Origin of the sequence: Xanthomonas massiliensis, from assembly GCF_900018785.1 — a bacterium.
GTDB lineage: Bacteria > Pseudomonadota > Gammaproteobacteria > Xanthomonadales > Xanthomonadaceae > Xanthomonas_B > Xanthomonas_B massiliensis.
The window spans coordinates 664,192-691,063 of sequence record NZ_FCOY01000006.1; the positions used below are offsets into that span (position 1 = coordinate 664,192).

A 26,872-nucleotide genomic window follows, 5' to 3' on the forward strand; every position below is an offset into this window, starting at 1 on the left:
AACGGCTCGGAACGCGCGGGAGCGGCATGGTAGGCTGGCGCCGGCCGCCCTTCCTGCGCGCAATGGACATGAGCTGTCGAGAAAGCGGCGCCGCCCGCCTCGCCACCCTGCACGCCATCGACCACGCCCCCGCCGACGTGGTGTGCCGGGTGACCGTCTACCCGTCCGCCGCGGTGGTGGCGCCGCACCGGCATGCCCGCCACCAGCTGATCCACGCCGTGCGCGGGCTGATGGTGGTCGGCTCCGGGCATGGTCGCTGGGTGGTGCCGAGCACGCGTGCGATCTGGATGCCGGCCGGCATCGAGCACGGCCTGCGCTGCATCGGCGAGGTGCACATGCACAGCCTCTACGTGCGGCCGCGGGCGGTCGCGCACATGCCGGCGCAGCCGGCGGTGGTGGAGGTGGTGCCGCTGCTGCGCGAGCTGATCCATGCGGCGGCGCGCATCGCGTGGACGCATGCGCCCGACTCGCGCGACGGCCGGGTGATGCAGCTGGTCCTGGACGAACTGCAGACCCTGCCGGCGCTGCCGCTGCACCTGCCCGAGCCGACCGATCCGCGCCTGCAGGAGATCTGCCGGACGCTGGAGGCCCGGCCGGGCGATCCTTCCACGCTGGCGGACTGGGCCGCGCGCCTGGGCCACGATGCCAGGACCCTGCAGCGGCTGTTCCGGCGCGAGCTGGCGATGAGCTTCGGCCAATGGCGCCAGCAGGTCCGGCTGCTGCGCGGGCTGGAGCGGCTGGCGGCCGGCGAGAAGGTCATCGACGTGGCCCTGGCCCTGGGCTACGACAGCCCCAGCGCGTTCACCGCGATGTTCCGTCGCCAGCTCGGCCAGCCACCCAGCCGCTTCTTCGGCTGACCGACCGGCCCCGGTTCCCTGCGCTGCCGCCAGCGCGGCCCCGAGCGTCGATAATGGCCGCCCCTGGAGACGGTGCCGCCCGATGAGCGATGTCCTCGAACTTGCCCGCGAACTGATCGCCCGCCCGTCGGTGACGCCGGACGATGCCGGCTGCCAGGCGCTGATCGCCGCGCGGCTGGAGAAGGCCGGCTTCGCCTGCGAGACGCTGCGCTTCGGTGCGGTCGACAACCTGTGGGCCACGCACGGCGAGGGCGGGCCGGTGCTGGTGCTGCTCGGCCATACCGACGTGGTGCCGCCGGGCCCGCGCGCGGCCTGGCGCAGCGATCCGTTCGTGCCGGAGGTGCGCGACGGCGTGCTGTACGGCCGCGGCGCGGCCGACATGAAGGGCAGCGTGGCCGCGTTCGTGGTCGCCGCCGAGCGTTTCGCCGCCGCCCATCCCGACCATCCGGGCACGCTGGCCGTGCTGCTGACCTCCGACGAGGAAGGCGATGCGATCGACGGCGTGCGCCATGTCGCGCGCGTGTTCGCCGAGCGCGGCCAGCGCATCGACTGGTGCATCACCGGCGAGCCGTCCTCGACCGAACGGCTGGGCGACCTGCTGCGGGTGGGGCGCCGCGGCAGCCTGTCCGGTGCCTTGACGGTGAAGGGCGTGCAGGGACACGTGGCCTATCCGCACAAGGCGCGCAACCCGATCCACCTGGCCGCGCCGGCGCTGGCCGAACTGGCCGCGCGCGTCTGGGACGAGGGCTACGAGAGCTTCCCGCCGACCAGCCTGCAGGTTTCCAACATCCACGCCGGCACCGGCGCCAACAATGTGATCCCCGGCGAGCTGCAGGTGCTGTTCAACCTGCGCTACACCCCGCATTGGGATGCGCCGGCGCTGGAGCGGGAGATCGCCGCACTGCTCGACCGCCACGGCCTGGACTACGCGTTGGCGTGGCACCGCAGCGGCGAGCCGTTCTACACGCCGGAAGGCAGGTTGCGCAGCGTGGCGCGCGAGGTGCTGGGCGGGTTCGCCGGCGCGGCGCCGGAGGAAAGCACCGGCGGCGGCACTTCCGATGCGCGCTTCATCGCCCCGCTCGGCGCGCAATGCATCGAGGTCGGCCCGGTCAACGCCTCCATCCACCAGGTCGACGAGCACGTGCGCGTGGCCGACCTGGAGGCATTGCCGGCCCTGTACGGGCGCCTGGTCGAGCGGCTGCTGGCCTGAGCGCGACGGGGCACGCTCGCGCCACGGCGATGGTTGTCGCTGCAACTGTTGCAAAGCCGGCGCCGGCCCGGTACGGTCGCCCCATGGTCCGCTCCGCCACCCGCAACGCGAACAACGTCAACCGCAACAACAATGCGGCGAACAATCGCGTGCGCGCGATGCGGGGGCGAAACCGGGCGTAAACCAGCAACAACGCCAGGCTCACCGAAAACCCGCATCGCCCGATGCGGGTTTTTTTGTGCCCCGGCGGCCAATCGATCCTTTCCGAACCGTTCCTCCGTCCAGTTCCCCGGCCCGGCCGGGACAAGCAGATTTCCCACTACCGCCAGGAGTCTTCCCCCATGTGTTCGATCTTCGGCATCTTCGACCTGCAGCCCGGCGACGACCTGCAGCTGCTGCGACGCGAGTCGCTCGACGCCTCGCAACGCCAGCGCCACCGCGGCCCGGACTGGAGCGGCGTGTACGTCGACGACGGCGCCATCCTCGTGCACGAGCGCCTGGCCATCGTCGACCCGGCCGGCGGCTCGCAGCCGCTGCTGTCCGAGGACGGGCAGCTGGCGCTGGCGGTCAACGGCGAGATCTACAACCACAAGCAGCTCAAGGCCGAGCTGAAGCAGCCCTATGCGTTCCAGACCGGCTCGGACTGCGAGGTGATCAACGCGCTGTACCGGGAGGACGAGCCGGCCTCGTTCCTCAACCGGCTCAACGGCATCTTCGCCTTCGCGCTGTGGGACCGGGCCGCGCGCCGGGTCATCGTCGCCCGCGACCCGATCGGCGTGTGCCCGCTGTACTGGGGCCACGACCGCGAAGGGCGCCTGCGGGTGGCCTCGGAGATGAAGTCGCTGGCCGACAGCTGCGCCGACGTGGCCCAGTTCCCGCCGGGCCACTGGTACGACAGCGCCACCGGCGAACTGACCCGGTACTACGAGCGCCCGTGGCGCAGCTACGACGCGGTGGAGAGCGTGGAGGTGTCGCCGGCCGAACTGCGCGAGGCCTTCGAGGCGGCGGTGCATCGCCAGCTGATGACCGACGTGCCCTACGGCGTGCTGCTGTCCGGCGGCCTGGATTCCTCGCTGGTCGCCGCGGTGGCCGCGCGCTACGCCCGCCGCCGCATCGAGGACGAAGGCCAGACCGAGGCCTGGTGGCCGCGCCTGCATTCCTTCGCCATCGGCCTGAAGGGCTCGCCCGACCTGGCCGCCGCCGCGGTCGCCGCCGAGTCGCTGGGCACCGTGCACCACGGCTTCGAATACACCTTCGAGGAAGGCCTGGACGCGCTGCCGGAGGTGATCCGCCACATCGAGACCTACGACGTCACCACCATCCGCGCCTCCACGCCGATGTTCCTGCTGGCGCGGCGGATCAAGGCGATGGGGGTGAAGATGGTGCTCTCCGGCGAGGGCAGCGACGAGATCTTCGGCGGCTACCTGTACTTCCACAAGGCGCCGAACGCGCGCGAGTTCCACGAGGAACTGGTGCGCAAGCTCGACACGCTCTACAACTACGATTGCCTGCGCGCCAACAAGTCGATGATGGCTTGGGGCGTGGAGCCGCGGGTGCCGTTCCTGGACCGCGAGTTTCTCGACGTGGCGATGAAGATGGACGCCAGGTACAAGATGGTGCTCAAGGGCAGCGATGGCCCGCAGCGGATGGAGAAGGGCGTGCTGCGCGCCGCGTTCGACGGCTACCTGCCCGAGTCGATCCTGTGGCGGCAGAAGGAGCAGTTCAGCGACGGCGTCGGCTACGGCTGGATCGACGGGCTCAAGGCGCATGCCGAGGCGCAGGTGAGCGACCGCGAACTGGCAGCCGCCGACAAGCGCTTCCCGGTCAACCCGCCGCAGACCAAGGAGGCCTACTACTACCGCTCGGTGTTCGAGTCGTTCTACCCGAGCCCGGCCGCGGCCGAGACGGTGCCGGGCGGCAAGTCCATCGCCTGTTCCTCGCCGGCGGCGATCGCCTGGGATGCCAGCTTCGCCAGGATGGCCGATCCGTCCGGCCGCGCGGTGGCCGGCGTGCACGAGCAGGCGCTGGCTTCGTGACGCCCGTCGGGCCGGGGCGCGCCTCCCCGGCCCGGCGCCCAGCGCGCCCGGCGCGCGCGCCGGCCGCTCCCTGCGGATCCGATGAGGTCCCTTCCCCATGAACGATGCTTCCGTTCCCGTGACCGTCCACGGCATGTCCCGCTCGGGCAACTGCTACAAGGTGCGCCTGTTGCTGGAGCAACTGCGCCGGCCCTACCGCTGGGTGGAGACCGACAGCGTGGCGGGGCAGACCCGCACGCCGGCCTTCCTGGCGCTCAACGCCAACGGCAAGGTGCCGGTCCTGGTGCGCGGCGACGGCCGGATCCTCACCGAATCCAACGCGATCCTGTGCTGGCTGGCCGATGCCACGCCACTGCTGCCGGCCGATGCCTGGGCGCGGGCACAGGCCCTGAGCTGGATGTTCTTCGAGCAGTACAGCCACGAGCCCGGCATCGCGGTGGCCCGTTTCATCCGGCTGTGGACGCCCGGGGATTCCCCGCGCCGGGCGGAGCTGCCCGGCCTGCTGCAGCGCGGGGGCGCGGCGCTGGCGGTGATGGAGGAGCACCTGCGGGACCACGCCTGGTTCACCGGCACGGACTACGGCGTGGCCGACATCGCGCTGTTCGCCTACACCCATTGCGCCGGGGACGGCGGCTTCGACCTGTCGGCCTGGCCGGCGGTGCTGCGCTGGCTGGACCGCGTCCGCGCCACGCCGGGCTTCGTGCCGATGGCCGGCCCACCGGACGGCACGGGGGGCGCAACCGGCCTCACTCGCTCCTGACGCAGCTGCCGTACACGTCCACCGGCGGATTGAAGCCGGAGGCGTCGGCTGGGTTGTCGCGCCACAGGTTGGGCTTGAAATCGCCGCCCTTGCAGTTGGCCGCGCGGTCCACGCCGATGGTGAAGGTATAGGGACTGCCCTGGAACTGGTTGTGCTCGAACAGGTTGTCCTGGCTCATGCTGTTGTCCCAGCACAGGATCTCCGGCGTGCGGTAGCGGATCGAGCAGGCCAGGAACACGCCGGCGGACTTGTTGCCGGCGAAGCGGTTGTCGACGATGCGGTTGCGGCGCGCATCGGCCAGGTAGATGCCCTGGCTGCCGTTGTTCTCCAGGGTGTTGCCGCGGATCTCGCTGTCCTCCAGGTGCTCGGTGGTGATGCCGGCGGCGACGTTGTCGTGGATGTGGTTGTCGAGCAGGCGCACCTTGGCGGTGCGGTTGAACGACACGCCGTCCCAGTCGGCCTGCGAGACGTCGTTGCGCTCGAACACCAGGTCGTGGCTGTCGCGCTCGCTGAGCAGGCAGGCGCTGCGGCAGCGGCTGACCGTCAGCCCGGCCAGGCGCACCTGCTGGCCGGCGCGGATCACCACCGCGCTGTTGCTCAGGTAGGGCCGCTCGGGCATGAACTCGTGCTCGGCCTTGCCGCCGACCAGCTGCAGGTCCTCGATGGCCACGTCGCGGATCGGCCCGGCCGGGGCCTCGTGCAGGTAGTCGCCGACCACGATCAGCGGCTGCTGCACGCCGTCGCGCATGCGGATCACGGTGTCCGCGCCGGTGCCACGCAGGCGCACGCCATCACGGTCGATGTGCAGCAGCTGGTCGATGGGGTACTCGCCGGCGGCCAGGCACAGGGTAGCGGTCCCGCGTCCGGCGGGCAGCGCGTCGAGGGCATGTTGCAGGTCGTCGCCCGGACGGGCCTGCGCGGTGCAGGACGGTGCCGGCGCGGCGGCGCGTGCGGGCGCCTGCACCGACAGGCAGGCCAGGGCCAGGAACAGCAGGGCGGGAAGGGGGGCGCCGCCGCGCCGGCACCGTCCTGCACCGACAGGCAGGCCAGGGCCAGGAACAGCAGGGCGGGAAGGGGGGGCAAGCGCATTCGTTGGCAGCTGCAGTGGGGAGCGGCGTCATAGGATGGCCCGATCCGGCGCGACGGCGGTGGCGCCCGCGTCATATTCGGGTCCCGTGTTCATGGCCGATTTCGGTGCAGGCCACGCCTCCGGGCGCCGCCATCCGGACAGCGAGTGAAACTGATTCCGATTAGATCATCGCCGTGGCGGATGGGGCACCATGGGCTCCATCGCGAACCAGGAGCGCCCCCGATGAAAGGCCAGCCGGAAATCCTCGATTGCCTCAACCGCCTGCTGCGCGGCGAGCTCGCCGCCCGCGACCAGTACTTCGTCCATTCCCGCCGCTACGACGATCTCGGCCTGAAGACGCTCTACACGCGCATCGACCACGAGATGCAGGAAGAGACCCAGCATGCCGATGCGCTGATCCGCCGCATCCTGTTCCTCGAGGGCCGGCCGGACATGCGGCCGCTGCCGTTCGAGCCGGCCTGGGACGTGCCGGCGATGCTGCGCAAGGACCTGGACACCGAGTACGAGGTGCGCGCCAACCTCGCCGCGGGCGTGAAGCTGTGCGAGTCGCTGGGCGACTACGTCAGCCGCGACGTGCTGGTCGCCCAGCTCAAGGACACCGAGGAAGACCATGCCTGGTGGCTGGAGAAGCAGCTCTCGCTGATCGAGCGCATCGGCCTGGCGCTGTACCAGACCTCGAAGATCGGCGACGGCGGCGTGTCCGGCGACTGACCGGCGGGGTGCCCCGCCGCGCGCGGTTCAGCGCGCGTGCGGCCGCTTCAGCAGGCGATAGGCGCCGGTGGCCATCGCCGACAGGCCGCGTTCGCGGTAGCGCGCCTCGCTGGCCAGCAGGTCGCGCCGTTCCAGCAGTTCGGGCGACCAGTCCGCCAGTTGCTCCCGCACCTCGGCGGCGCCGACGTCGAACGGCGGGCCGGCCATCTCGTGCGGCGGGTATTCCAGGGTGAGCAGCAGGCCGCGGCAGCCGGCGGGCAGGGCGGCGTAGACCGTGTCCACGTAGCGCCGGCGCAGCCCCGGCGGCAGCGCGACCATCGCCCCGCGGTCGTAGACGCCGGCGATACCGGCCAGGTCGGCGGCAGTCAGGGCGAAGGCATCGCCCTGGACGATCTCGATGGCGCCGGCGCGCCAGTGCTCGCCGAGCCGGCTCGCATGCCGCTGCGGCGCCAGCCCGGCGTCGGCGAAGAACCGTTCCACCGCCAGCGCGGAGAGCTCCACGCCGAGCACGCGATGCCCCTGCGCGGCCAGCCAGTGCATGTCCAGCGACATGCCGCACAACGGCACCAGCACCCGGCTGCCGGCCGCCAGGCCGAGCGTGGGCCAGTGCTTCTGCAGCAACGGCAGCACGCGCGGCTGGTGGAAGCCGATGTCGCCGCGTTGCCAGCAGTCCTGCCAGAAGGTGGCGTCCATGGTTCAGCCGGCCGTCGCTATGGCAATAGTGGTGGCCGCGACCCGGCGGGATGCCGTCGCGGCGCCGGGATACCGGACCGGTCCGCGGCGAGGGCCGCGACAGCGGGGCTGCGAGCGGGCGGCCGGCCACGCCATCGCCCGTCTCGCGCCGACGCACGGGGGCCGTGCCGGGCTCGGCGCCACGCAGGCCCCGGGACGGCTACCGGACATCGAGCCTATCCACCTTCTGCCGCGCCACGCATACGGGCGGCGACGGCGGTACCGGCCGCGCCGCCGCGCACCCGTTGGATGAACTACTGCACATCCAGTCCGTCCACCTTCTGCCAGCCGCGCGGCAGCAGCCGCCCGCGCGTGGCCCGAGCGCCCACGTACTCGTCCAGGTCCTTGAACGACAGGCCCATCGTGCGCGCGCCGCTCTTCACCTGCAGGGTCTGGCCCGGGGCCACGGCGGCCACCGCGACCACGCGCTCGGTCGCCAGCTTGGCCCGCGGGATGTCGATGATCTTGTTGCCCTTGCCGCGCTCGAGCTCCGGCAGCTCGCTGGCCGGGATCGCCAGCAGGTTGCCGGCGCTGGTCACCGCGACGATGCGGTCGCTGTCCACCGCGGCCACCGTCGCCGGCTGCAGCACCTGCGCGCCGGTGGACAGGTTGAGCACGGCCTTGCCGGCCTTGTTGCGGCCGGTGAGGTTCTCGAAGCGGGTGAGGAAGCCGTAGCCGTGGCTGGAGGCCAGCACCAGGCGGGTGTCGTTCTCGCCGGCGGCCAGGGCCCGGAACGCCGCGCCGGCCGGAGGCGAGAAGCGCCCGGTCAGCGGCTCGCCGTTGCCGCGCGCCGAGGGCAGGGTGTGCGCGGCGGTGGAATAGCTGCGGCCCTCCGAGTCCAGGAACACCACCTGCTGGTTGCTGCGCGAGCGCACCGCGGCCAGCGGCCCGTCGCCCTCGCGGTAGGACAGGCCGGCCGCGTCCACGTCGTGGCCCTTGGCCGCGCGCACCCAGCCCTTCTCCGAGAGCACCACGGTGACCGGCTCGCTGGGCACCAGTTCGGTCTCGTCGATGGCGTGCGCCGCCTGGCGCGTGACCAGTGGCGACATGCGCGCATCGCCGAACTTCTTGGCGTCGGCCTGCAGCTCGTCCTTGATCATCTTCTTCAGCCGCGCCTTGCTGTCGAGCACGGCCAGGATCTGCTCGCGCTCGCTGGCCAGGGCATCCTGCTCGCCGCGGATCTTCATCTCCTCCAGGCGCGCGAGCTGGCGCAGGCGCGTCTCCAGGATGTAGTCGGCCTGCTCCTCGGACAGGGCGAAGCGGGCGATCAGCGCCGGCCGCGGCTCGTCCTCGGTGCGGATGATGCGGATCACCTCGTCCAGGTTGAGGAAGGCGACCAGCAGACCTTCCAGCAGGTGCAGGCGGCGGTCGACCTTGTCCAGGCGGTGGCGCAGGCGCCGGGTGACGGTGTCGCTGCGGAAGCGCAGCCATTCGGCCAGCAGCTGGCGCAGGTTCTTGACCTGCGGCTTGCCGTCCAGGCCGATGATGTTGAGGTTGACCCGGTAGCTGCGCTCCAGGTCGGTGGTGGCGAACAGGTGGCCCATCAGCTGCTCGGCATCCACGCGGTTGGAACGCGGGATCATCACCACCCGCACCGGGTTCTCGTGGTCGGATTCGTCGCGGATGTCCTCCAGCCACGGCAGCTTCTTGGCGCGCATCTGCGCGGCGATCTGCTCGATGACCTTGGACGGGGAGACCTGGTAGGGCAGGGCGTTGACGACGATGTTGGCGCCTTCCTTGAGCCAGGTGGCGCGGGCACGCACGCTGCCGTTGCCGCTCTCGTACATGGCGCGCAGGTCCGCGGCCGGGGTGATGATCTCCGCGGCGGTCGGGTAGTCCGGGCCGCGCACGTGCTCGCACAGGTCGGCGACGCTCGCGTCGGGATCGTCGAGCAGGCGGATCAGCGCGCTGACGATCTCGCCCAGGTTGTGCGGCGGCACGTCGGTGGCCATGCCCACCGCGATGCCGGTGGTGCCGTTGAGCAGCAGGTGCGGCAGCCGCGCCGGCAGCCAGGTCGGCTCTTCCAGGGTGCCGTCGAAGTTGGGCGACCAGTCGGTGGTGCCCTGGCCGAGCTCGCCGAGCAGCACCTCGGCGATCGGGGTCAGCTTGGACTCGGTATAGCGCATGGCCGCGAACGACTTGGGGTCGTCGGTGGAGCCGAAGTTGCCCTGGCCGTCGATCAGCGGGTAGCGGTAGGAGAACGGCTGCGCCATCAGCACCAGGGCCTCGTAGCAGGCGCTGTCGCCGTGCGGGTGGTACTTGCCGATCACGTCGCCGACCGTGCGCGCGGACTTCTTCGGCTTGGCGGCGGCGTTGAGCCCCAGCTCGCTCATCGCGTAGACGATGCGTCGCTGCACCGGCTTGAGGCCGTCGCCGATGAACGGCAGGGCGCGGTCGAGCACCACGTACATGGAATAGTCCAGGTAGGCGCGCTCGGCGTACTCGCGCAGCGGCAGCTGCTCGAAGCCGTGGAAGGAGGAATGCGGGGGAAGCTGGTTCATGCGGTACCACCTGTGGGACGGGCGCGCCGGGCGCGCCGCAAAGGGTCCCGATTATCCGGATGCGGTCGGGGATGCCAAGCCGAAGGCGCCGATGGAACACAGGGTACTGCTTGCGAGGGAAATATTTTCATTGACAAATATCCCTTCTGGAAGAAAATGCCGCACCCATGAACCATTGCCCGCTTCCCGATCCCGTCGCGGCGTTCCCGCCGAACCTGGGCCTGCTGATGCGCCAGGTCCGCGACGGCATGGTGCGCCTGCTCGACAAGCTGCTGGCCGAGCAGGGGCTGGAGCTGGGATTCCAGCACTATGTCGGCCTGAAGATGCTCGCGCGCATGTCGCCGTGCACCGCCAACGAACTGGCCCTGGCCATCGACCAGACCCCCAGCGCCGTCACCCGGCTGCTGGACCGCCTCGAAGCGCTGGGCTGCGTGCGCCGCGAACCCCACGCCCAGGACCGGCGCGCGCTGCAGATCGTGCTGACCGACGAGGGCCGCGCCCTGTGGCAGCGACTGATGCAGATCGGCGACGAGGCCATGGCCCATGCCATGCACGACCTGTCCGAGACCGAGCAGGACCAGTTGATTTCCCTCCTTTCCCGCGTCCGCGATTCGCTCAACACCCCATGACCCATCCTCTTTCCCGCAAATCGCCGCGCCTGCCGCTGCGGCCCCTGGCCCTGGCCGCGCTGGCCCTGGCCCTGGGCGCCTGCGCCAGCAGCCGCGGCCTGTCGCCCCAGGGGCGTCTGCTCGACGCCGGCACGCTGCACGGCCAGCAGCGCCTGGCCGGTGCCACGCTGAGCCCGGCCGCCTGGCCGCAGGCCCAGTGGTGGAAGGCCCTGGGCGACCCGCAACTGGACCAGCTGGTCGACGAGGCGCTGCGCGGCTCGCCCGACCTGGCGGTGGCCGACGCGCGCCTGGCGCAGGCACGCGCCAGCGCCGGCCAGGCCGATGCCGAGCGCGGCCCGAGCCTGGGCGTGTCGGCCGGCTACACCGGCCTGCGCCTGCCCGAATCGATGGTCGGCTCGGAAATGGGCGGCCACTACGCCGGCACCGCCCAGGCCATGGTGAGCTTCAGTTATGGCGTGGACCTGTGGGGCGGCAAGCGCGCCGCCTGGGAGGCCGCGGTGGGGCGCAGCCGGGCGGCCGAGGTCGATGCCCAGGCCGCGCGCCTGGACCTGGCCGCGGCCGTGGTGCAGGCCTATGTCCAGCTGGATCTGGCATGGCGCCAGGCCGACATCGCCGAGCAGGACCTCGAGCGTTCCAACGGCGTGCTGGCGCTGACCCGCCAGCGCCGCGACGCCGGGATCGACAACGACCTGCAGCTGCGCCAGGCGCAGGGCCGCGTCCCGGCGGCCCAGCAGCAGCTGCAGCAGGCCCACCAGGCCATGGACCAGGCCCGCACCGCCCTGGCCGCCCTGCTCGGGCAGGGGCCCGACCGCGGCCTGGGCATCGAGCGCCCGGCGCTGGCCGGGTTGCAGGCGCCCGGCCTGCCATCGGTACTGCCCAGCGAGCTGCTCGGCCACCGCCCCGACGTGGTCGCCGCGCGCTGGCGCGTGGAGGCCGCCGGACAGGGCATCAAGGCCGCCAAGGCGCAGTTCTACCCGAGCTTCAACCTGAGCGCGCTCGGCGGCGTGGTGAACAAGAACGTGGGCGACCTGCTGGAGGCCGCCTCCACCTTCGCCTACATCGGCCCGGCGTTCAGCCTGCCGCTGTTCGACGCCGGCCGCCTGCGCGCCGGCCTGGCCGGGCGCGATGCCGACTACGACCTGGCCGTGGCCGACTACAACCGTACCCTGGTGCAGGCCCTGCGCCAGGTCGCCGACCAGGTCACCGCGCTGCAGTCGCTGCAGGCGCAGACGGCCTCGCAGCAGTCGGCGCTGGACGCTGCCCAGGCCGCCTTCGCGCTGGCCCAGCGCCGCTACAAGGCCGGCATCGGCAACTACCTGGACGTGTTGTCCGCGCAACAGCAGGTGCTGTCGGCGCAGCAGGCACTGGCCAGGATCCAGTCCGAGGCGCGGCTGGCCGCGGTCCAGCTGACCAGCGCCCTCGGCGGCGGCTACGACCCGGCCGGCATGGCACAGGCCCCGGCCGCACACGACGATCTCCCGAATTCCTGAGACATCCCCAATGAGCGAAACCCTCACCCCCGATTCCGTCACCCCGAAGAAGAGCCGCCGGGGCTTCCTGCTGCGCCTGCTTGCCGTCGTGGTGGTGCTGGCGCTGGTCGTGTTCGTGTTGTGGTACTTCCTGGCCGGGCGCTGGCACGAGGAGACCGACGACGCCTACGTGCAGGGCAACCAGGTGCAGATCACCCCGCTCACCGCCGGCACGGTGATCGGCATCGGCGCCGACGACGGCATGCTCGTGGAGGCCGGCCAGGCCCTGGTGCAGCTGGACCCGGCCGATGCCCAGGTCGCCCTGCAGCAGGCCCAGGCCAACCTGGCCCGCACCGTGCGCCAGGTACGCGGCCTGTTCCGCAGCGTGGAGGGCGCCCAGGCCGACCTGGACGCGCGCCAGGTGGCGTTGCAGCGTGCCCGTGCCGACTTCGCCCGGCGCAAGGACCTGGCCGCCTCCGGCGCGATCAGCGCCGAGGAACTGGCCCACGCCCGCGACGAGCTGGCCGCCGCCGAGGCCGCGGTCAGCGGTTCGCGCGAGCAGGTCGAGCGCAACCGCGCGCTGGTGGACGACACCGTGGTGGCGACCCAGCCGGACGTCCAGGCCGCCGCCGCGCAGCTGCGCCAGGCCTACCTGGCCAGCGTGCGCGACGAGATCGTGGCGCCGGTGGGCGGCTACGTCGCCCGCCGTTCGGTGCAGGTCGGCCAGCGGGTGCAGCCGGGCACCGCGCTGATGGCGGTGGTGCCGCTGGACCAGGTCTGGGTCGATGCCAACTTCAAGGAGACCCAGCTGCGCCACATGCGCCTGGGCCAGGAAGTCGAGCTGGAGTCGGACCTGTACGGCGGGGCGGTGGCCTTCAAGGGCCACATCGTCAGCCTCGGCCTCGGCACCGGCAGCGCGTTCTCGCTGCTGCCGGCGCAGAACGCGAGCGGCAACTGGATCAAGATCGTGCAGCGCGTGCCGGTGCGCATCCAGATCGACTCGAAGCAGCTGGCCGAGCATCCGCTGCGCATCGGCCTGTCGATGCGCGTCAAGGTGAACCTGCACGACCAGCAGGGCACGGTGCTGCCGGGCAAGCCGGTGAGCGGCGAGGTCTACGCCACCGGCGTGTACGCCAAGCAGTTGCACGACGCCGATGAGCTGATCGAGAAGATCATCCACGAGAACCTGCCCGCCTCCGCCGCCAAGGCCGGTTGATCGCCCATGTCCGCACAAGCTCCCGCCGCGCCCAAGCCGTTCCTGCCGCCCAGCATCGGCCTGTGCACGCTGGGCCTGGCGATGGCCTCGTTCATGCAGGTGCTGGACACCACCATCGCCAACGTGTCCCTGCCGACCATCGCCGGCAACCTGGGAGCCAGCTCGCAGCAGGCCACCTGGGTGATCACCTCGTTCGCGGTGAGCACGGCGATCGCGCTGCCGCTGACCGGCTGGCTGAGCCGCCGTTTCGGCGAGACCAAGCTGTTCGTATGGGCGACGCTGGCCTTCGCCGCCGCCTCGCTGCTGTGCGGCCTGGCGCAGAGCATGGGCATGCTGGTGGTCTCGCGCGCCATCCAGGGCGTGGTCGCCGGGCCGATGTACCCGATCACCCAGAGCCTGCTGGTGTCGATCTACCCGCGCGAGAAACGCGGCCAGGCGCTGGCGCTGCTGGCGATGGTCACGGTGGTGGCGCCGATCGCCGGGCCGATCCTGGGCGGCTGGATCACCGACAACTACAGCTGGGAATGGATCTTCCTGATCAACGTGCCGCTGGGCATCTTCGCGGCGATGGTGGTCGGCAGCCAGCTGCGCGGCCGGCCCGAGCCGACCGAGCGCCCGCGCATGGACTATGTCGGCCTGGTCACGCTGGTGATCGGCGTGGGCGCGCTGCAGGTGGTGCTGGACCTGGGCAACGACGAGGACTGGTTCAATTCCACCTTCATCGTCGTGCTCGCCTGCATCTCGGCGGTGTCCCTGGCCGTGTTCCTGATCTGGGAGCTGACCGACAAGGACCCGATCGTCGATCTGCGCCTGTTCCGCCACCGCAACTTCCGCGCCGGTACCCTGGCCATGGTGGTGGCGTACGCGGCGTTCTTCAGCGTCGGCCTGCTGGTGCCACAGTGGCTGCAGCGCGACCTGGGCTACACCGCGCTGTGGGCCGGCCTGGCCACCGCGCCGATCGGCATCCTGCCGGTGCTGATGACCCCGTTCGTCGGCAAGTACGCCAGCCGCTTCGACCTGCGCATGCTGGCCAGCGTGGCGTTCCTGGTGCTGTCGGCGACCAGCTTCGTGCGCTCGGGCTTCAACCTCGACGTGGACTTTGGCTACATCGCCGAGATCCAACTGATCCAGGGCATCGGCGTGGCGCTGTTCTTCATGCCGGTGCTGCAGATCCTGCTGTCGGACCTGGACGGGCGCGAGATCGCCGCCGGCTCGGGCCTGGCCACCTTCCTGCGCACCCTGGGCGGCAGCTTCGCCGCGTCGCTGACCACCTACCTGTGGACGCGGCGCACGCAGATCCACCACGCCGACCTGACCGAGCACATCTCGGCCTACGTGCCCGGCGTGGAGGACCAGCTGCAGACGATGGGGCAGGGCGACGTGCAACATGGCGCCGCGCTGGTGAACACGATGATCAACCACCAGGCCTCGCAGATGGGCTTCAACGACATCTTCCACCTGCTCGGCTGGACGTTCCTGATCATCATCAGCCTGCTGTGGCTGGCCAAGCCGCCGTTCGGCGCCGGTGCCGGCTCGGCGGGCGGCGGCGGGCACTGAATCGCGCCGCGCCCGGCGATGGCTGCCGGTGCATCGGCCAACCGACGAGAACCCCGCCACGGCGGGGTTTTTCATGCTTTCCATGCGGGGCGGCGCAGTGCCGCGGTGGCCTCGCCGGCGGCGTGCCGCGTGGACGACGGGCATGAAAAAACCCGCTTGCGCGGGTTTGATCGTCTTGAGTCGTTGGTGCCCAGGAGAGGACTCGAACCTCCACGGTTTTACCCGCTAGTACCTGAAACTAGTGCGTCTACCAATTCCGCCACCTGGGCGACTCAGGCAAAGAATTATGTGGGGCCGGGCGGGGCTTGTCAACGAAAACGTGCGCGCGCCGGACAGCCCGGCGATGCTTGCGTCCGCGCCGGCCGGAAAAGCGAAAACCCCGCTTGCGCGGGGTCTTCTGATCGTTGCGATTGGTGCCCAGGAGAGGACTCGAACCTCCACGGTTTTACCCGCTAGTACCTGAAACTAGTGCGTCTACCAATTCCGCCACCTGGGCATCGCAGGGCGCGCATTCTGCGGATCGCCGGCGGCCTTGTCAACGCCCCTCGCGGTGGACGCGGTGGCGGGGGCGTGAGCGATCCGCATGCCAGGCAGGGTTACCATGGCGGCATGAATGAGAAGACCCCTACCGGGAAGGCCAAGCCGGCCCGCACGTCCACCCGCAAGCCCGGCGACACGCCGGCGGCGAAGGTGCCCGCCAAGCAACCGCGCAAGGCCGCACCCGACAAGGCCAAGGCGCCGGCCGGGGCCGCCAGAAAGGACGGCGGCAGGAAGAAGAAGCCGGCATTGCCGCCGTGGATGCCCGAAGCGCCGGCCCAGCCGGCACCGTCCGGCGGCCGTCGTCCGCGCGGCCCCGCGCCGGGCCGCGCTGCACAGGCGCCGCGCCGGGGCCCGGCCCGGCCTGCGCCGGCCACGCCCGAATTCGCCGATCCGTACGCCGCGCGCGAGGCCGAGCGCTACGAGAATCCCATCGCCAGCCGCGAAGCGATCCTCAAGCTGCTGGACGAGTGCGACGGCCCGCAGACCGCCGAGGACCTGGCCGAGCAGCTGGAACTCACCGAGCCGGACCGTTTCGAGGCCCTGTCGCGGCGCCTGAGCGCGATGCTGCGCGACGGCCAGGTGGTGCGCAACCGCCGCGGCGGCTACGCGCCGGTGGAGCAGGTCAACCTGATCCCGGGCGTGGTGATCGCCAACCCCGAGGGCTTCGGCTTCCTGCGCCCGGACAACGGTGGCGACGACCTGTTCCTGCCGCCGTACGAGATGCGCAAGGTCATGCATGGCGACCGCGTGCTGGTGAACGTCACCGGCATCGACCGGCGCGGGCGCCGCGAGGGCAGCGTGTCGCGCATCCTCGAGCGCGGCGTGCACCGGCTGATCGGCCGCTTCGGCCTGGAGGGCGGCATTGCCTTCGTGGTGCCCGACGACCGCCGCATCCAGCGCAACGTGCAGGTGCCGCAGGACGGCATCGGCGGCGCGCGCGACGGCCAGCTGGTCGTGTGCGAGATCACCCAGGCGCCGGACGCGCGGCGCCCGCCGATCGGCCGCATCATCGCCGTGCTCGGCGACAAGCTCACCCCGTCGCTGGTGGTGGAGACGGCCATCCACGGCCACGAGCTGCCCTACGAGTTCCCGCAGGAGGTGCTGGACGAGGCCGCGGCGGTGCCGCTGACGGTGGAGCCGTCGATGATCGGCGGGCGCGTGGACCTGCGCGACCTGCCGCTGGTGACCATCGACGGCGCCGACGCCAAGGACTTCGACGACGCGGTCTACTGCGAGAGCAACCGCCAGGGCTTCCGCATCCGCAACCGCCAGGGCTACCGGCTGGTGGTGGCCATCGCCGACGTGTCGCACTACGTGCGCCCCGGCACGCCGCTGGACGACGAGGCGCAGAAGCGCGCCACCTCGGTGTACTTCCCCGGCTTCGTGGTGCCGATGCTGCCGGAGACGCTGTCCAACGGCATCTGCTCGCTCAACCCGCAGGTGGACCGCATGTGCTTCGTCTGCGACATGCAGGTCAGCAGCGAGGGCGAGGTCACCCAGTCGAAGTTCTACGAGGCGGTGATGCGCTCGCACGCGCGGCTGACCTACGAGCAGGTATGGCAGGCGGTCGGCGAGAAGGACCCGGGGGCGCGGGCTGCCGTCGGCGAGCGGCTGCCGCAGCTGGAGGCGCTGCATGCGCTGTACAAGGTGCTGGCCAAGGCGCGCGCGCGGCGCGGCGCGATCGAGTTCGAGAGCTCGGAGGTGCGCTTCGTGCTCGACAACCGCGGCGAGGTCACCCAGGCCGGCATGCTGGTGCGCAACGAGGCGCACAAGCTGATCGAGGAATGCATGATCGCGGCCAACGTCGAGGCCGCGCGCGGGCTGCTCAAGGCACACATCCCGGCGCCGTTCCGCGTCCACGAGCGCCCGCCGGAGAGCAAGTACGCCGACCTGCTCGAATTCCTCAAGGAATTCAACCTGACCATGCCGTCGTGGGAGAAGGTGCAGCCGGGCGACTTCACCAAGCTGCTCAAGAAGGTGCGCGAGCGGCCCGACGCGGCGCTGATCGAGTCGGTGCTGCTGCGCAGCCAGTCGCTGGCGGTGTACTCGCCGGACAACAGCGGCCATTTCGGCCTGGCGCTGGACGCCTATGCCCACTTCACCTCGCCGATCCGCCGCTATCCCGACCTGCTGGTGCATCGCGCGCTGAAGTACGCGCTGACCGGCGGCCGGCCGGAGAAGTACCGCTACCCGCCCCACGAGATGGCCACGCTGGCGCTGCAGTGCTCCGAGCGCGAGCGCCGTGCCGACGAGGCCGAGCGCGAGGTCGACGAGCGCTACCGCGCCGCATGGATGGAAAAGCACGTCGGCGGCCAGTTCGACGGCGTGATCAGCGGCGTCACCGGCTTCGGCCTGTTCGTGGAGCTGGACCAGTCCAAGGTCAACGGCCTGGTCCACGTGACCCAGCTGCCGCACGACTACTACCAGTTCGATCCGATCCGCAAGACGCTCAGCGGCGAGCGCCGCGGCCACGAGTACCGGCTCGGCGACAAGGTGCGCATCCTGGTGCTCAAGGCCAGCATGGAGGAGCGCAAGATCGACTTCAGGCTGGTGGAGCAACTCGACGCCGAGGACGGCACGCCGCCGTTGCCGCCGCGCGACAAGCCCCGCTCGGGTGGACGCGCCAGGCGGCGGTGAGCCGCGCGCGCCGGCGGCCACGGTTGCGGTGTTGCGGTAGCGGCCGCCAAGGCGACGGCAGCCGGTGTCGTCGCCTTGGGCCTGGCGGTCTGTTCCCGTGGATTGGCTGTGCGGGCGATGCAGGGCTTCCCGGGCGTGCCATGTCGCTTCGTCGGGCGGCTGCGCTCCGGACGGCCGCTGCAGGCACATCCGCAATGCCTGTGCGCCGCGGTAGGCCTGCACGTTGCCCGCCAGGCAGCCTCGGTGCCGAGGCCTCGTTCCTGGGCCGTACACCTGAAGGGCCGTAGACGCTCCTGTGGCGGTCCGCGGCATCGGGTGCCGAAATGGGCGATCAACGCGTTCCTGGCCCGTGCGCCTGCAGGGGGCCGTGCGCTTGCAGGGAGCATGGATGCCTCCCGCTGCGATCCGCGTTCCCAGGTGCCGGCAACGAGGCCGACGCGTTCCCGGTCGGTGGACAGGGGCAAGGTGGCGGTGACGCTTGCGGCGCGGTGGACGATCCCGGTTTGCGAGCCGCAGTGACGCCTTGCCTTACCTTGCCGTTCGGATGGACGTACGGACGGCGCCGCTGCAACGTCGCACCGGATGTCCCGCCGGCATGCCGCGCAACGATGCGTGGACGGCGTGCAATCGCGGGAGGACGAGGTACCGGCGCGCACTGGATGGGGCATCGCCGTGCTTCCCCTGTCGCGGGCAGGCGCGGCACGTTGCCCCCGTGCTGGTCCTGGCCGGTCGCAGCGCCTACCATTTCCTCCTTTCCATTTCCGGCGCGGCGCCACATGAGCAAGCAGAACCAGTGGGTGGTCGGCGTCAATGCCGTCGCCTCCGCCATCGAGAACGATGCCGAGCACGTGCGCGAGGTGCTGGTCGAGGCCGGCAGCAAGAATCCGCGGCTGGCCGAGATCGAGGCCGAGGCCCTGCGCAAGGACATCGAGGTGCGCCGGGTCAACGCGCAGGCACTGGACGGCGTCGGCGGCGCGGTGCGCCACCAGGGCGTGGCCGCGCGCTATGCCGCCGTGCAGACCTTCGACGAGCACGACCTGGCCGGCCTGGTCGAGCAGGCCGAAGGCAAGGCCCTGCTGCTGGTGCTCGACGGCGTGCAGGACCCGCACAACCTCGGCGCGTGCCTGCGCAGCGCCGCCGCCGCCGGGGCGACCGCGGTGGTCATTCCCAAGGACAAGTCCGCGCCGGTCAACGCCACCGTGCGCAAGACCTCGGCCGGCGCCGCGGACCGTATCCCGGTGGTGGCGGTGACCAACCTCTCGCGCTGCCTGAAGGAGCTGCAGAAGCAGGGCGTGTGGATCTACGGCCTGGCCGGCGAGATGGGGCCGAGCCTGTATGCGCTGGACCTGACCGGCAACGTGGCCCTGGTGCTGGGCAGCGAGGCCGAGGGCCTGCGCCGGTTGACCCGCGAGCATTGCGACGGCCTGGTGCGCATCCCGATGCCGGGCGCGATCGAGAGCCTGAATGTCTCGGTGGCCGCGGGCGTGGCCCTGTTCGAGGCAGTACGGCAGCGCGCGTGAGCTGCCGGCGGCATCGCAGCCCCCCCCCCATAGAAGTGCTGTAGGAGCGACTTCCGTCGCGAGGGTTCTACCAGTAAGGCCTCATCGCGACGGAAGTCGCTGCTACAGGTGGCTTCAATTCGGCTGCGCTGCCGCCCAGCGCCTGGTACAGGGTGACGTCGGCGACCAGTTGCTGCCGCCGTGCCAGCGCCAGCGCCAGCTCCGACTCGCGCAGGGTCTGCTGCGCGTCCAGCCAGGTGCGCAGGTCGGATGCGCCGCTGCGGTAGCGGACCTCGTACATGCGCTCGACATCGCGCGCGGCCTGGTACGACCTGTTCGCCGATTCCACCTGCGCGGCGAGCTGCTCGCGCGCCGACAGTGCGTTGTCGACCTCGCTGAGCGCGGTGTAGAGCGTGGTGCGGAACTGGGTGGCGGCGATCTCGTAGTCGGTGCCGGCGATGCGGGTGTCCAGCCGCGCCCGATGCAGGTTCAGGAAGGGCAGGGTGAGGCCGGCACCGAGGGTGGCGACCGGATTGCGCACCACGTCCGACAACGCCGTGCTGCTGCCGCCGATCGCGCCGGTGAGGCTGAGCGCGGGGTAGTAGCTGCGTGCGGTGGCCTTGATCTGCGCCAGTGATTCGCGCAGGCGCAGTTCGGCCGCGCGCAGGTCCGGGCGCCGCGCCAGCAGCTCGGCCGGCACGCCCGCGGCCAGCGCCGGGCTGGACGCGGCGTCCAGGTCCTGCGGCTCGTCGGCCTGCGGCCATGGCTGGCCGTCCAGCAGCACGGCGATCGCGTTGCGCACTTCCACCCGCTGCTGCAGCAGCGCGCTCTGCGCGGTGCGCTGGCTCTCAAGGTTCTGCTCGGCCTCGCGCAGTTCCAGCCTGGAGACATCGCCGGCGCCGAACTGCACCTGCACCAGTTGCAGGGTCTTCTCCAGCCGCTGCAGGTTCTGTTCGCCGGCGGCGATGCTCTGGTTGAGGTAGGCCAGCTGCCAGTAGTCGCTGCAGACCTCGCCGACCAGTGCCAGCGCGGTGTTCTCGCGGTCCTGGTCGGTGGCCGCCGCCTCCCACTGGGCCACGTCGCGCTGTGCGCGCAGCTTGCCCCACAGGTCGATCTCCCAGTCCAGCGACACGCTGGCGGAGTAGCTGCGATCGAACGCGTCGTGGCGGTCGGTGGCGCGGCTGCCAGAGCCGGCGACGCTGCCGCTGGCGGTCGGCCATAGCTCGGTCTCGGCGAGGCCCGCCTGCAGGCGGGCCTTGCGCAGGGCCAGCCCGGCCGCGGCGAGGTCGCTGTTGGATGCCAGCGCCTGCTGGACCATGCGGTCCAGGCGGGCGTCGCCGAAGCCGCGCCACCAGGCATCGGCGGCGATGTCGTGGGCAGGGTAGCTGGCCTGCAGCGCCAGCGCCTGTTCCGGCGTGTTGCGTGCGGCGTCGCCGCGGCCGTAGGCGGAGGCGACCGCGATCGGAGCGGCGCGGTACTGGCCGGTACTGACGCAGCCGGCCAGCAGGACCGCCGCGATCGCGGGGAGGAGGGGGAGGGAGCGGTTCATTCGCGGGCCAGGGCCTCCACGGGGTCGAGTTGCGCGGCGTTGCGCGCGGGCAGGAAGCCGAACACCACGCCGATCAGGCTGGAGCAGGCGAAGGCGGCGACGATCGAGCCGGTCGAGAAGATCATGCCGAAGCTGCCGCCGGCGGCGGCGAACACCCGGCCCAGCGCCAGCGCCAGGCCGATGCCGAGCAGGCCGCCGAGCAGGCACACCAGCACCGCCTCGATCAGGAACTGCTGCATGATGTCGCTCTGGCGCGCGCCCACTGCCATGCGCACGCCGATCTCGCGGGTGCGCTCGGTCACCGACACCAGCATGATGTTCATCACCCCGATGCCGCCGACCACCAGCGCGATGGCGGCGATCGCGCCGATCATCAGCGTCATCGTCTGCGTGGTCTGCTCGATGGTCTCGCGGATCTCGGCGCTGTTGCTGAGGAAGAAATCCTCGCTGCCGTGGCGCAGCCTGAGCAGGCGCGTGACCGCCTGCTCGGCGGCGTCCATCGGGGTGTCGTCGGACACGCGCACGGTGATGCTGGAGAGGTAGTGCTGCCCGAGCATGCGCGACATCGCGGTGGTGTAGGGCACCCAGATGCTGAGCGAGGAGCTGCTGCCGAAGCCGGTGGTCTGCTTCTGCGCCACCCCGACCACGCGCACCGGTACGTTGCCGAGCAGGATCACCTGGCCGATCGGGTTCTGCCGGGTGTCGGCGAAGAACTGCGCGCGGGTGTTCTGGTCGATCACCGCGACCTGCTGGATGGACGATACCGCCTCGGCGCCGAAGAACGCGCCCTCGCTCAGTTTCAGGCCCTTGACCCGGAAGTACTGCTCGCCGACGCCGCTGACCTGCGCGGTCGCGGACTGGCTGCCATGGCGCGCGGTCACCGAGGTGGAGACGTTGGGGGTGGCGCTGTCGACATAGCTCTGCCGTGCCAGCGCGATGGCGTCGCCGGCCTTGAGCGTCTGCACCCGGCCCGAGCGCATGTCGCCGAAGCCGCTGCCGGGATAGACCTCGATGGTGTTGGTGCCCAGCGCGGAGATGTTGGACAGGATCTGCTGCTGCGAGCCGTTGCCCAGCGCCACCACCGACACCACCGAGGCGATGCCGATGATGATGCCGAGCATGGTCAGGAAGGTGCGCAGGCGGTGCGCGTTCATCGCCAGCAGCGCCATCCGGAACGCCTCCACGAAGCGGTCGCGCAGCGCCTGCCAGTGGCTGCCGCCGGCGGGCGGCGGTTCGGGCCGGCGCCGGCCGGCGACGTCGGTGCCGGCACCGGGGTTGGCGCGGTCGGCGACGATCCGGCCGTCGTGGATCTCGATGATGCGCTGGGCGTGGCGGGCCACCGCCATGTCGTGGGTGACGATGATGATGGTGTGGCCCTCGGCGTGCAGTTCGCCCAGGATCGCCATCACCTCCTCGCCGGAGCGGCTGTCCAGCGCGCCGGTCGGCTCGTCGGCCAGGATCACCTCGCCGCCGTTCATCAGCGCGCGTGCGATCGACACGCGCTGCTGCTGGCCGCCGGACAGCTGGCCGGGGGTATGGCCGGTGCGGTCGGCCAGGCCGAGCCGGCGCAGCAGCTCGCGCGCGCGCGCCGTGCGCGCCGGGCCGGGCATGCCGGCGTAGACCGCCGGCACCTCGACGTTGCCGATGGCGTCCAGGTCGCCCAGCAGGTGGTAGCGCTGGAAGATGAAGCCGAAGTGCTCGCGGCGCAGCTCGGCCAGCTCGTCCGGCGACATCGCGCCGGTCTGCCGGCCGGCGACGCGGTAGCTGCCGCCGCTGGGCCGGTCCAGGCAGCCGAGGATGTTCATCAGCGTGGACTTGCCCGAACCGGATTGGCCGACGATCGCCACCATCTCGCCGGCGGCGATGTCCAGGTCGATGTCCGCGAGCACGACCAGGGTCTGGTCGCCGGCCGGGAACTCGCGGCGCAGGTCGCGCAGCTGCAGCAGTGCTTGGCTCATGGCTGCGCCTCTCACATCATCGGCGGCGGGCCGCCGGGGCCTCGGCGCTGCTGGTTCTTCTGCGCGGACTCGGCGCGGGTCGCGGCGGTGGCCTCGCCGACCACCACCCGCTCGCCTTCGCTCAGGCCGCTCCTGATCTCGGCGCTGGCGTTGTTGTCCAGGCCGACCACGACCTTGCGCGGCTGCGGGCGGCCATCGGCGGACACCACCTGCACCGTGTAGCTGCCGTCCTTGCCCTTGGCGCCGAGCGCGGCCGAGGGAATGGTCAGCACGTTGCGGGCCTGTCCGAGCACGATGCTCACCTGCGCGGTCATGTAGGTGCGCAGCGCGTGGTCGGCGTTGTCCACGTCGAACAGGCCGTTGTAGTAGATCGCGGTGCTCGAGGTGGAGGTGCTGGAGGAACTGCTGCTGGAGGAGCTGCTGTCCTCGTCGGTCACCGATTCCGGTGCCGGGGCGATGTCGCGCAGGGTGCTGGCGTAGCGCTTGTCCGGGTTGCCGAGGATGGTGAAGTACACCTGCTGGCCTTCCCGGGTCTTGACCACGTCGGCCTCGGATATCTCGGCGTACACCGTCATCGTGTCCAGGTCGCCGAGCATGACGATGGTCGGCGCGCTCTGGTTGGCGTTGACCGTCTGCCCCTGCTTGGACACCACCGCCACCACAGTGCCGTCCATCGGCGCGGTGATCCGGGTGTAGCCGAGATTGGTCTGCGCGGTGTCCACCGTGGTCTGCTGTTGGGCGATGGTGGCGTCGAGCGCGGCGATCTGCGCGCGGGTGGCCTCCAGGGTGGCGCGGGCGCTGTCGTAGTCGGCCTGCGAGGTCGCCTCGGCGGCCAGCATCCGCTGCTGGCGCTTGAACGCCAGTTCGTAGGCGCGCAGGTTGGCGACCTGCGCGTCGCGGCTGGCGCGCGCGTTCTGCAGCGCGGCCTGGGCGCTCTTGAGGGTGTTGAGCTGGGTGCGCGAATCGATCTCGGCGATCAGGTCGCCGGCCTTGACCTGGTCGCCGAGCCCGACCTTCAGCGACTCGATCCGGCCGGACACCTGTGCGCCGACGCTGACTAGCCGCGACGGCTTGATCGTGCCGGTTGCCTCGACCGTCTGCTCGACGTCGCCACGGGTCACCGGCGAGGACGCCAGGGTAGGGGGGGGCGACGGCTTTAGCCACCACAGCACCAGCAGCACGATCAGCAGCACGACGGCGATCGCGAGCGCGATGCGGCCGCGCCGGCTCTTGGGCAAACGGGGTTTCACTGGGCTGGACCTGTCCGCTGGGCCGCGTCGTGCGGCGTCGGCGACAAGTCTGGCCGGCGCGGTGCGCCTGCCTCAATGCATGGCGTGTATCGGCATGTATCGGGCGCGCTGCCGGATGTGTCGCAATGTTTCGGCGGCGCCGGCCGATACGTGCCGACATGCGCCGGGAAGCGCGCGGCGATCGGCTAGGATGGATCATCGCCGCATGACGGAAGAACAGACGATGCACCGCCTGCTGGTGGTCGACGACGACGTCGATATCCGCACCCTGCTGGCCGAGCAGCTCGGCCGCGCCGGCTACCAGGTCGGCACTGCCAGCGACGGCGCGCAGATGCGCCAGGTGCTGGAGCGCGAGCACGTGGACCTGATCGTGCTCGACCTCAACCTGCCGGGCGAAGACGGCCTGACCCTGTGCCGCGACCTGCGCGCGCGCTCGGCCACGCCGGTGATCATGCTCACCGCCCGCTCCGAGCCGATCGACCGAGTACTCGGCCTGGAAATGGGTGCAGACGACTACCTGCCCAAGCCGTTCGAGCCGCGCGAGCTGCTGGCGCGCATCCGCAACGTGCTGCGCCGGACCGAGGCGCTGCCCGCCAACCTGGAACCGCTGGCGGTGCGCCGCGCGCGCATCGAGGGCTGGACCTTCGACCTGGAGCACCGCCACCTCGTCGATCCCGCCGGCCGGGTGGTGGTGCTGTCCGGCGCCGAGTTTCGCCTGCTGCGGGTGTTCGCCGGCCGGGCCAACAAGGTGCTCACCCGCGAGCAGCTGGTGGTGCTGAGCAGCGGCCGCCAGTACGAAGCGCAGGAGCGGGCGATCGACCTGCAGATCAGTCGCCTGCGGCACAAGCTGGGCGATGCCGGCGGCCTGATCAAGACCGTGCGCAACGAGGGCTATGTGCTGGCGGCGACGGTGACGCTGGAATGAGGCGCCTGCGCGGCTACCTGTCGTCGATGGCCGGGCGGCTGTTCCTGATCCTGCTGCTAGGTATGCTGGCCGCCGCGGTGGTCGCCACGCTGCTGGCCAATGCCAAGCGCCGGCAGGACTTCGAGCGGCAGGAGATGGCGCGTACCGCCGACCGCCTGCAGGGCTATGTCGAACTGCTGGACGGGACGCCCCCGGAACTGCGCGCCAAGCTGCTCGATCTGGGCGGGCCCGGCGTGCGCCCGGCGCAGGCCGATGCGCGTGGGCATGGCGGCGATGCCGATTTCGCCGCGCTGCTGGCTGCGCGTGGCGGGCTGTTGGCGCAGGCGCGAGTGGAGCACGCCGGCTACCGCCAATGCGCGCCACGATTGCCGGACTTCCTGCCGCCGCCGGGCGCCCGCCGAGCCGCTGCAGGCGAGCGCGACAGAGGCGAGGAAGCGGAGCTGCCGCCGCCAGAGTGCCGGTTGGTGTTGCTGTGGCTGCACGACGGAACTCCGCTGCGCCTGGGCCTGGAATCGCCGCCGGTGATGCGCAATCGCCTGTCACCGGTCGATCCGCTGTTTCTGACTCTACTGGCGGTGGCCATAGCGCTGCTGGCGTATGCGGTATCGCGCATCGCCAGCGCGCCGCTCAAGGGCCTATCCGGCGCCGCCGCAGCGCTCGGGCGCGATCTGCAGCGCGAGCCGATGCCGGTCAAGGGGCCGACCGAGGTGCGCAACGCGGCGATGGCTTTCAACGCCATGCAACAGCGCCTGCAGCGCCACCTGGGCGAACGCACGCAGATGCTGGCGGCGATCACCCACGACCTGCAGACTCCACTGACACGGCTGCGGCTTCGCCTGGAGAATGTGTCCGATGAGGCCTTACGCGAACGCCTGGTCGCCGATTTGGCGGCGATGCAAGCTCTGATCAAGGAGGGACTGGAACTGGCTCGCAGCGCCGAGTCGTCCGAGCAACCGATGGCACTGGATCTGGATTCGTTGCTGGAAAGCGTGGTCGCCGACGCCGCCGATGGCGGTGGTGACGCCGTGTTCGAACAGGGCTGTGGCGCGGTACTGATGCTCAGGCCGCTGGCCGTACACCGGCTGTTCTCCAATCTGGTCGACAACGCGCTCAAGTACGGTGGTTGCGCCCGGGTCGCCGCGACGTGGTGCGATGGTTGGGTGGTGGTGTCGGTCCGCGACCGCGGGCCGGGATTGCCGGCAGACCAGCTGGAGGCGGTGTTCGATCCGTTCGTGCGGCTGGAGACCTCGCGCTCGCGGCAGACCGGCGGCGCCGGACTGGGGCTCACGATCGCCCGCGCGCTCGCGGAGAAGGACGGCGCGGTCCTCCGCCTGAACAATCGCCTCGAAGGCGGGCTCGAGGCGCGCGTGGAGTGGGCTGCCGCGCCGGTGGCATGACGGCCGCGGTCCAGAATGAATTGTCGGCTTGACATGTTGCTGACCGGGTTACGCATGACGGTCCCGACGCTGACCGGGTCACGAAGCGGCAAACTGCTGCCGCGCGCGACTACGCGGTGAAGCTGGAATCTCGCGCAGCAGGCTGCACAACTCTATCCGTGACTTCGTGCGCGCCCCCGGGGCGCCCGTGGTTCGCCACCTGGGAAAGGCCTGGTGCGCTACAAGGGCCGAACTTTACCGTGGTCAACTGCAGTGTACCCGTCCGGCACTGCTGAATAAGGGGGCGCACGCTTCATCTGCCGCGGCTCGGGCATGCCCAACGTTCCCGTGAAGGTCGCGCCATTCCTGG

Annotated in this window: 19 protein-coding genes and 2 tRNA genes; 13 read left to right on the forward strand and 8 right to left on the reverse strand. The window is 71.0% G+C overall.

What is annotated here, in order from left to right:
* Positions 1-68: 68 nt before the first annotated feature.
* The 4 genes from BN3794_RS06005 to BN3794_RS06020 all read left to right on the forward strand — a co-directional run bounded on the left by BN3794_RS06005 (position 69) and on the right by BN3794_RS06020 (position 4,863).
* Positions 69-857, forward strand: coding sequence for an AraC family transcriptional regulator (locus tag BN3794_RS06005; RefSeq protein WP_236493193.1), 789 nt, complete (start codon positions 69-71; stop codon positions 855-857).
* Between the two features lie 82 nt (positions 858-939).
* On the forward strand, positions 940-2,067 hold the full coding sequence (gene dapE, locus BN3794_RS06010) for a succinyl-diaminopimelate desuccinylase (RefSeq protein ID WP_066094793.1): 1,128 nt from the start codon (positions 940-942) through the stop codon (positions 2,065-2,067).
* A 341-nt stretch (positions 2,068-2,408) separates the two neighbouring features.
* Positions 2,409-4,103, forward strand: coding sequence for an asparagine synthase B (asnB, locus tag BN3794_RS06015; protein WP_066094796.1), 1,695 nt, complete (start codon positions 2,409-2,411; stop codon positions 4,101-4,103).
* A 97-nt stretch (positions 4,104-4,200) separates the two neighbouring features.
* Positions 4,201-4,863 (forward strand): glutathione S-transferase family protein, encoded by a 663-nt coding sequence (locus BN3794_RS06020; protein ID WP_066094799.1) that lies wholly within the window; start codon positions 4,201-4,203, stop codon positions 4,861-4,863.
* On the opposite strand, the gene BN3794_RS06025 is transcribed toward BN3794_RS06020, so the two are convergent.
* Positions 4,850-5,908: a right-handed parallel beta-helix repeat-containing protein gene (locus BN3794_RS06025; protein ID WP_066094802.1), complete on the reverse strand. Its 1,059-nt coding sequence runs from the start codon at positions 5,906-5,908 to the stop codon at positions 4,850-4,852. The two genes, BN3794_RS06020 and BN3794_RS06025, sit on opposite strands and share 14 nt — an antisense overlap.
* A gap of 267 nt (positions 5,909-6,175) precedes the next feature.
* Here BN3794_RS06025 and bfr point away from each other — a divergent pair, with 267 nt between their 5' ends.
* Entirely contained in the window at positions 6,176-6,664 is a 489-nt protein-coding gene (bfr, locus tag BN3794_RS06030) for a bacterioferritin (protein WP_066094805.1), read from the forward strand.
* A 27-nt stretch (positions 6,665-6,691) separates the two neighbouring features.
* Here the strand turns inward: bfr and BN3794_RS06035 are convergent, their stop codons facing one another.
* Positions 6,692-7,357: a thiopurine S-methyltransferase gene (locus tag BN3794_RS06035; RefSeq protein WP_066094808.1), complete on the reverse strand. Its 666-nt coding sequence runs from the start codon at positions 7,355-7,357 to the stop codon at positions 6,692-6,694.
* A 293-nt stretch (positions 7,358-7,650) separates the two neighbouring features.
* The gene (gene parC / locus BN3794_RS06040) at positions 7,651-9,897 is read right to left on the reverse strand and encodes a DNA topoisomerase IV subunit A (protein ID WP_066094811.1); all 2,247 of its coding nucleotides are present in this window, start codon (positions 9,895-9,897) and stop codon (positions 7,651-7,653) included.
* A 167-nt stretch (positions 9,898-10,064) separates the two neighbouring features.
* Here parC and BN3794_RS06045 point away from each other — a divergent pair, with 167 nt between their 5' ends.
* The 4 genes from BN3794_RS06045 to BN3794_RS06060 are packed head-to-tail and all read left to right on the forward strand — an operon-like array spanning position 10,065 to position 14,768.
* Positions 10,065-10,526, forward strand: coding sequence for a MarR family winged helix-turn-helix transcriptional regulator (locus BN3794_RS06045; RefSeq protein ID WP_066094814.1), 462 nt, complete (start codon positions 10,065-10,067; stop codon positions 10,524-10,526).
* Positions 10,523-12,016, forward strand: coding sequence for an efflux transporter outer membrane subunit (locus BN3794_RS06050; RefSeq protein ID WP_066094817.1), 1,494 nt, complete (start codon positions 10,523-10,525; stop codon positions 12,014-12,016). The genes BN3794_RS06045 and BN3794_RS06050 overlap by 4 nt, the downstream gene beginning before the upstream one ends.
* A gap of 10 nt (positions 12,017-12,026) precedes the next feature.
* Positions 12,027-13,211, forward strand: coding sequence for an HlyD/EmrA/EmrK family protein (locus BN3794_RS06055; RefSeq protein WP_066094820.1), 1,185 nt, complete (start codon positions 12,027-12,029; stop codon positions 13,209-13,211).
* Between the two features lie 6 nt (positions 13,212-13,217).
* Positions 13,218-14,768 (forward strand): DHA2 family efflux MFS transporter permease subunit, encoded by a 1,551-nt coding sequence (locus BN3794_RS06060; protein ID WP_066094823.1) that lies wholly within the window; start codon positions 13,218-13,220, stop codon positions 14,766-14,768.
* A gap of 184 nt (positions 14,769-14,952) precedes the next feature.
* On the opposite strand, the gene BN3794_RS06065 is transcribed toward BN3794_RS06060, so the two are convergent.
* Positions 14,953-15,037: transfer RNA gene (locus BN3794_RS06065), tRNA-Leu, on the reverse strand.
* A 142-nt stretch (positions 15,038-15,179) separates the two neighbouring features.
* Positions 15,180-15,264, reverse strand: a tRNA-Leu gene (locus BN3794_RS06070).
* A 302-nt stretch (positions 15,265-15,566) separates the two neighbouring features.
* Between BN3794_RS06070 and rnr the strand changes: the two genes are divergently transcribed.
* Positions 15,567-17,945: a ribonuclease R gene (rnr, locus tag BN3794_RS06075; RefSeq protein ID WP_328585347.1), complete on the forward strand. Its 2,379-nt coding sequence runs from the start codon at positions 15,567-15,569 to the stop codon at positions 17,943-17,945.
* A 776-nt stretch (positions 17,946-18,721) separates the two neighbouring features.
* Positions 18,722-19,465, forward strand: a complete 744-nt coding sequence (gene rlmB / locus BN3794_RS06080; protein ID WP_066094826.1) for a 23S rRNA (guanosine(2251)-2'-O)-methyltransferase RlmB — start codon at positions 18,722-18,724, stop codon at positions 19,463-19,465.
* Positions 19,466-19,532: 67 nt separating this feature from the next.
* Here the strand turns inward: rlmB and BN3794_RS06085 are convergent, their stop codons facing one another.
* From BN3794_RS06085 to BN3794_RS06095, 3 genes are read right to left on the reverse strand one after another with little or no spacing between them, the layout of a single operon-like run.
* Entirely contained in the window at positions 19,533-20,993 is a 1,461-nt protein-coding gene (locus BN3794_RS06085) for an efflux transporter outer membrane subunit (protein WP_066094829.1), read from the reverse strand.
* On the reverse strand, positions 20,990-22,951 hold the full coding sequence (locus BN3794_RS06090; protein ID WP_066094832.1) for a MacB family efflux pump subunit: 1,962 nt from the start codon (positions 22,949-22,951) through the stop codon (positions 20,990-20,992). The genes BN3794_RS06085 and BN3794_RS06090 overlap by 4 nt, the downstream gene beginning before the upstream one ends.
* A gap of 11 nt (positions 22,952-22,962) precedes the next feature.
* Positions 22,963-24,201, reverse strand: coding sequence for an efflux RND transporter periplasmic adaptor subunit (locus BN3794_RS06095; protein WP_078059616.1), 1,239 nt, complete (start codon positions 24,199-24,201; stop codon positions 22,963-22,965).
* A 205-nt stretch (positions 24,202-24,406) separates the two neighbouring features.
* Here BN3794_RS06095 and BN3794_RS06100 point away from each other — a divergent pair, with 205 nt between their 5' ends.
* Both BN3794_RS06100 and BN3794_RS06105 read left to right on the forward strand, forming a co-directional pair.
* Positions 24,407-25,126, forward strand: coding sequence for a response regulator (locus tag BN3794_RS06100; RefSeq protein ID WP_066094838.1), 720 nt, complete (start codon positions 24,407-24,409; stop codon positions 25,124-25,126).
* Entirely contained in the window at positions 25,123-26,523 is a 1,401-nt protein-coding gene (locus BN3794_RS06105) for an ATP-binding protein (RefSeq protein WP_066094840.1), read from the forward strand. The genes BN3794_RS06100 and BN3794_RS06105 overlap by 4 nt, the downstream gene beginning before the upstream one ends.
* Positions 26,524-26,872: the final 349 nt, after the last annotated feature.

Excerpts from the sequence above, each read along its gene's own strand:
- BN3794_RS06055 (WP_066094820.1), top strand. The coding sequence starts at position 12,027 with ATGAGCGAAACCCTCACCCCCGATTCCGTCACCCCGAAGAAGAGCCGC.
- BN3794_RS06105 (WP_066094840.1), top strand. The coding sequence starts at position 25,123 with ATGAGGCGCCTGCGCGGCTACCTGTCGTCGATGGCCGGGCGGCTGTTC.
- rnr (WP_328585347.1), top strand. The coding sequence starts at position 15,567 with ATGCCCGAAGCGCCGGCCCAGCCGGCACCGTCCGGCGGCCGTCGTCCG.
- BN3794_RS06045 (WP_066094814.1), top strand. The coding sequence starts at position 10,065 with ATGAACCATTGCCCGCTTCCCGATCCCGTCGCGGCGTTCCCGCCGAAC.
- BN3794_RS06090 (WP_066094832.1), bottom strand. The coding sequence starts at position 22,951 with ATGAGCCAAGCACTGCTGCAGCTGCGCGACCTGCGCCGCGAGTTCCCG.
- BN3794_RS06085 (WP_066094829.1), bottom strand. The coding sequence starts at position 20,993 with ATGAACCGCTCCCTCCCCCTCCTCCCCGCGATCGCGGCGGTCCTGCTG.
- BN3794_RS06005 (WP_236493193.1), top strand. The coding sequence starts at position 69 with ATGAGCTGTCGAGAAAGCGGCGCCGCCCGCCTCGCCACCCTGCACGCC.
- asnB (WP_066094796.1), top strand. The coding sequence starts at position 2,409 with ATGTGTTCGATCTTCGGCATCTTCGACCTGCAGCCCGGCGACGACCTG.
- BN3794_RS06100 (WP_066094838.1), top strand. The coding sequence starts at position 24,407 with ATGACGGAAGAACAGACGATGCACCGCCTGCTGGTGGTCGACGACGAC.
- rlmB (WP_066094826.1), top strand. The coding sequence starts at position 18,722 with ATGAGCAAGCAGAACCAGTGGGTGGTCGGCGTCAATGCCGTCGCCTCC.
- bfr (WP_066094805.1), top strand. The coding sequence starts at position 6,176 with ATGAAAGGCCAGCCGGAAATCCTCGATTGCCTCAACCGCCTGCTGCGC.
- BN3794_RS06060 (WP_066094823.1), top strand. The coding sequence starts at position 13,218 with ATGTCCGCACAAGCTCCCGCCGCGCCCAAGCCGTTCCTGCCGCCCAGC.
- parC (WP_066094811.1), bottom strand. The coding sequence starts at position 9,897 with ATGAACCAGCTTCCCCCGCATTCCTCCTTCCACGGCTTCGAGCAGCTG.
- BN3794_RS06050 (WP_066094817.1), top strand. The coding sequence starts at position 10,523 with ATGACCCATCCTCTTTCCCGCAAATCGCCGCGCCTGCCGCTGCGGCCC.
- BN3794_RS06035 (WP_066094808.1), bottom strand. The coding sequence starts at position 7,357 with ATGGACGCCACCTTCTGGCAGGACTGCTGGCAACGCGGCGACATCGGC.
- dapE (WP_066094793.1), top strand. The coding sequence starts at position 940 with ATGAGCGATGTCCTCGAACTTGCCCGCGAACTGATCGCCCGCCCGTCG.
- BN3794_RS06020 (WP_066094799.1), top strand. The coding sequence starts at position 4,201 with ATGAACGATGCTTCCGTTCCCGTGACCGTCCACGGCATGTCCCGCTCG.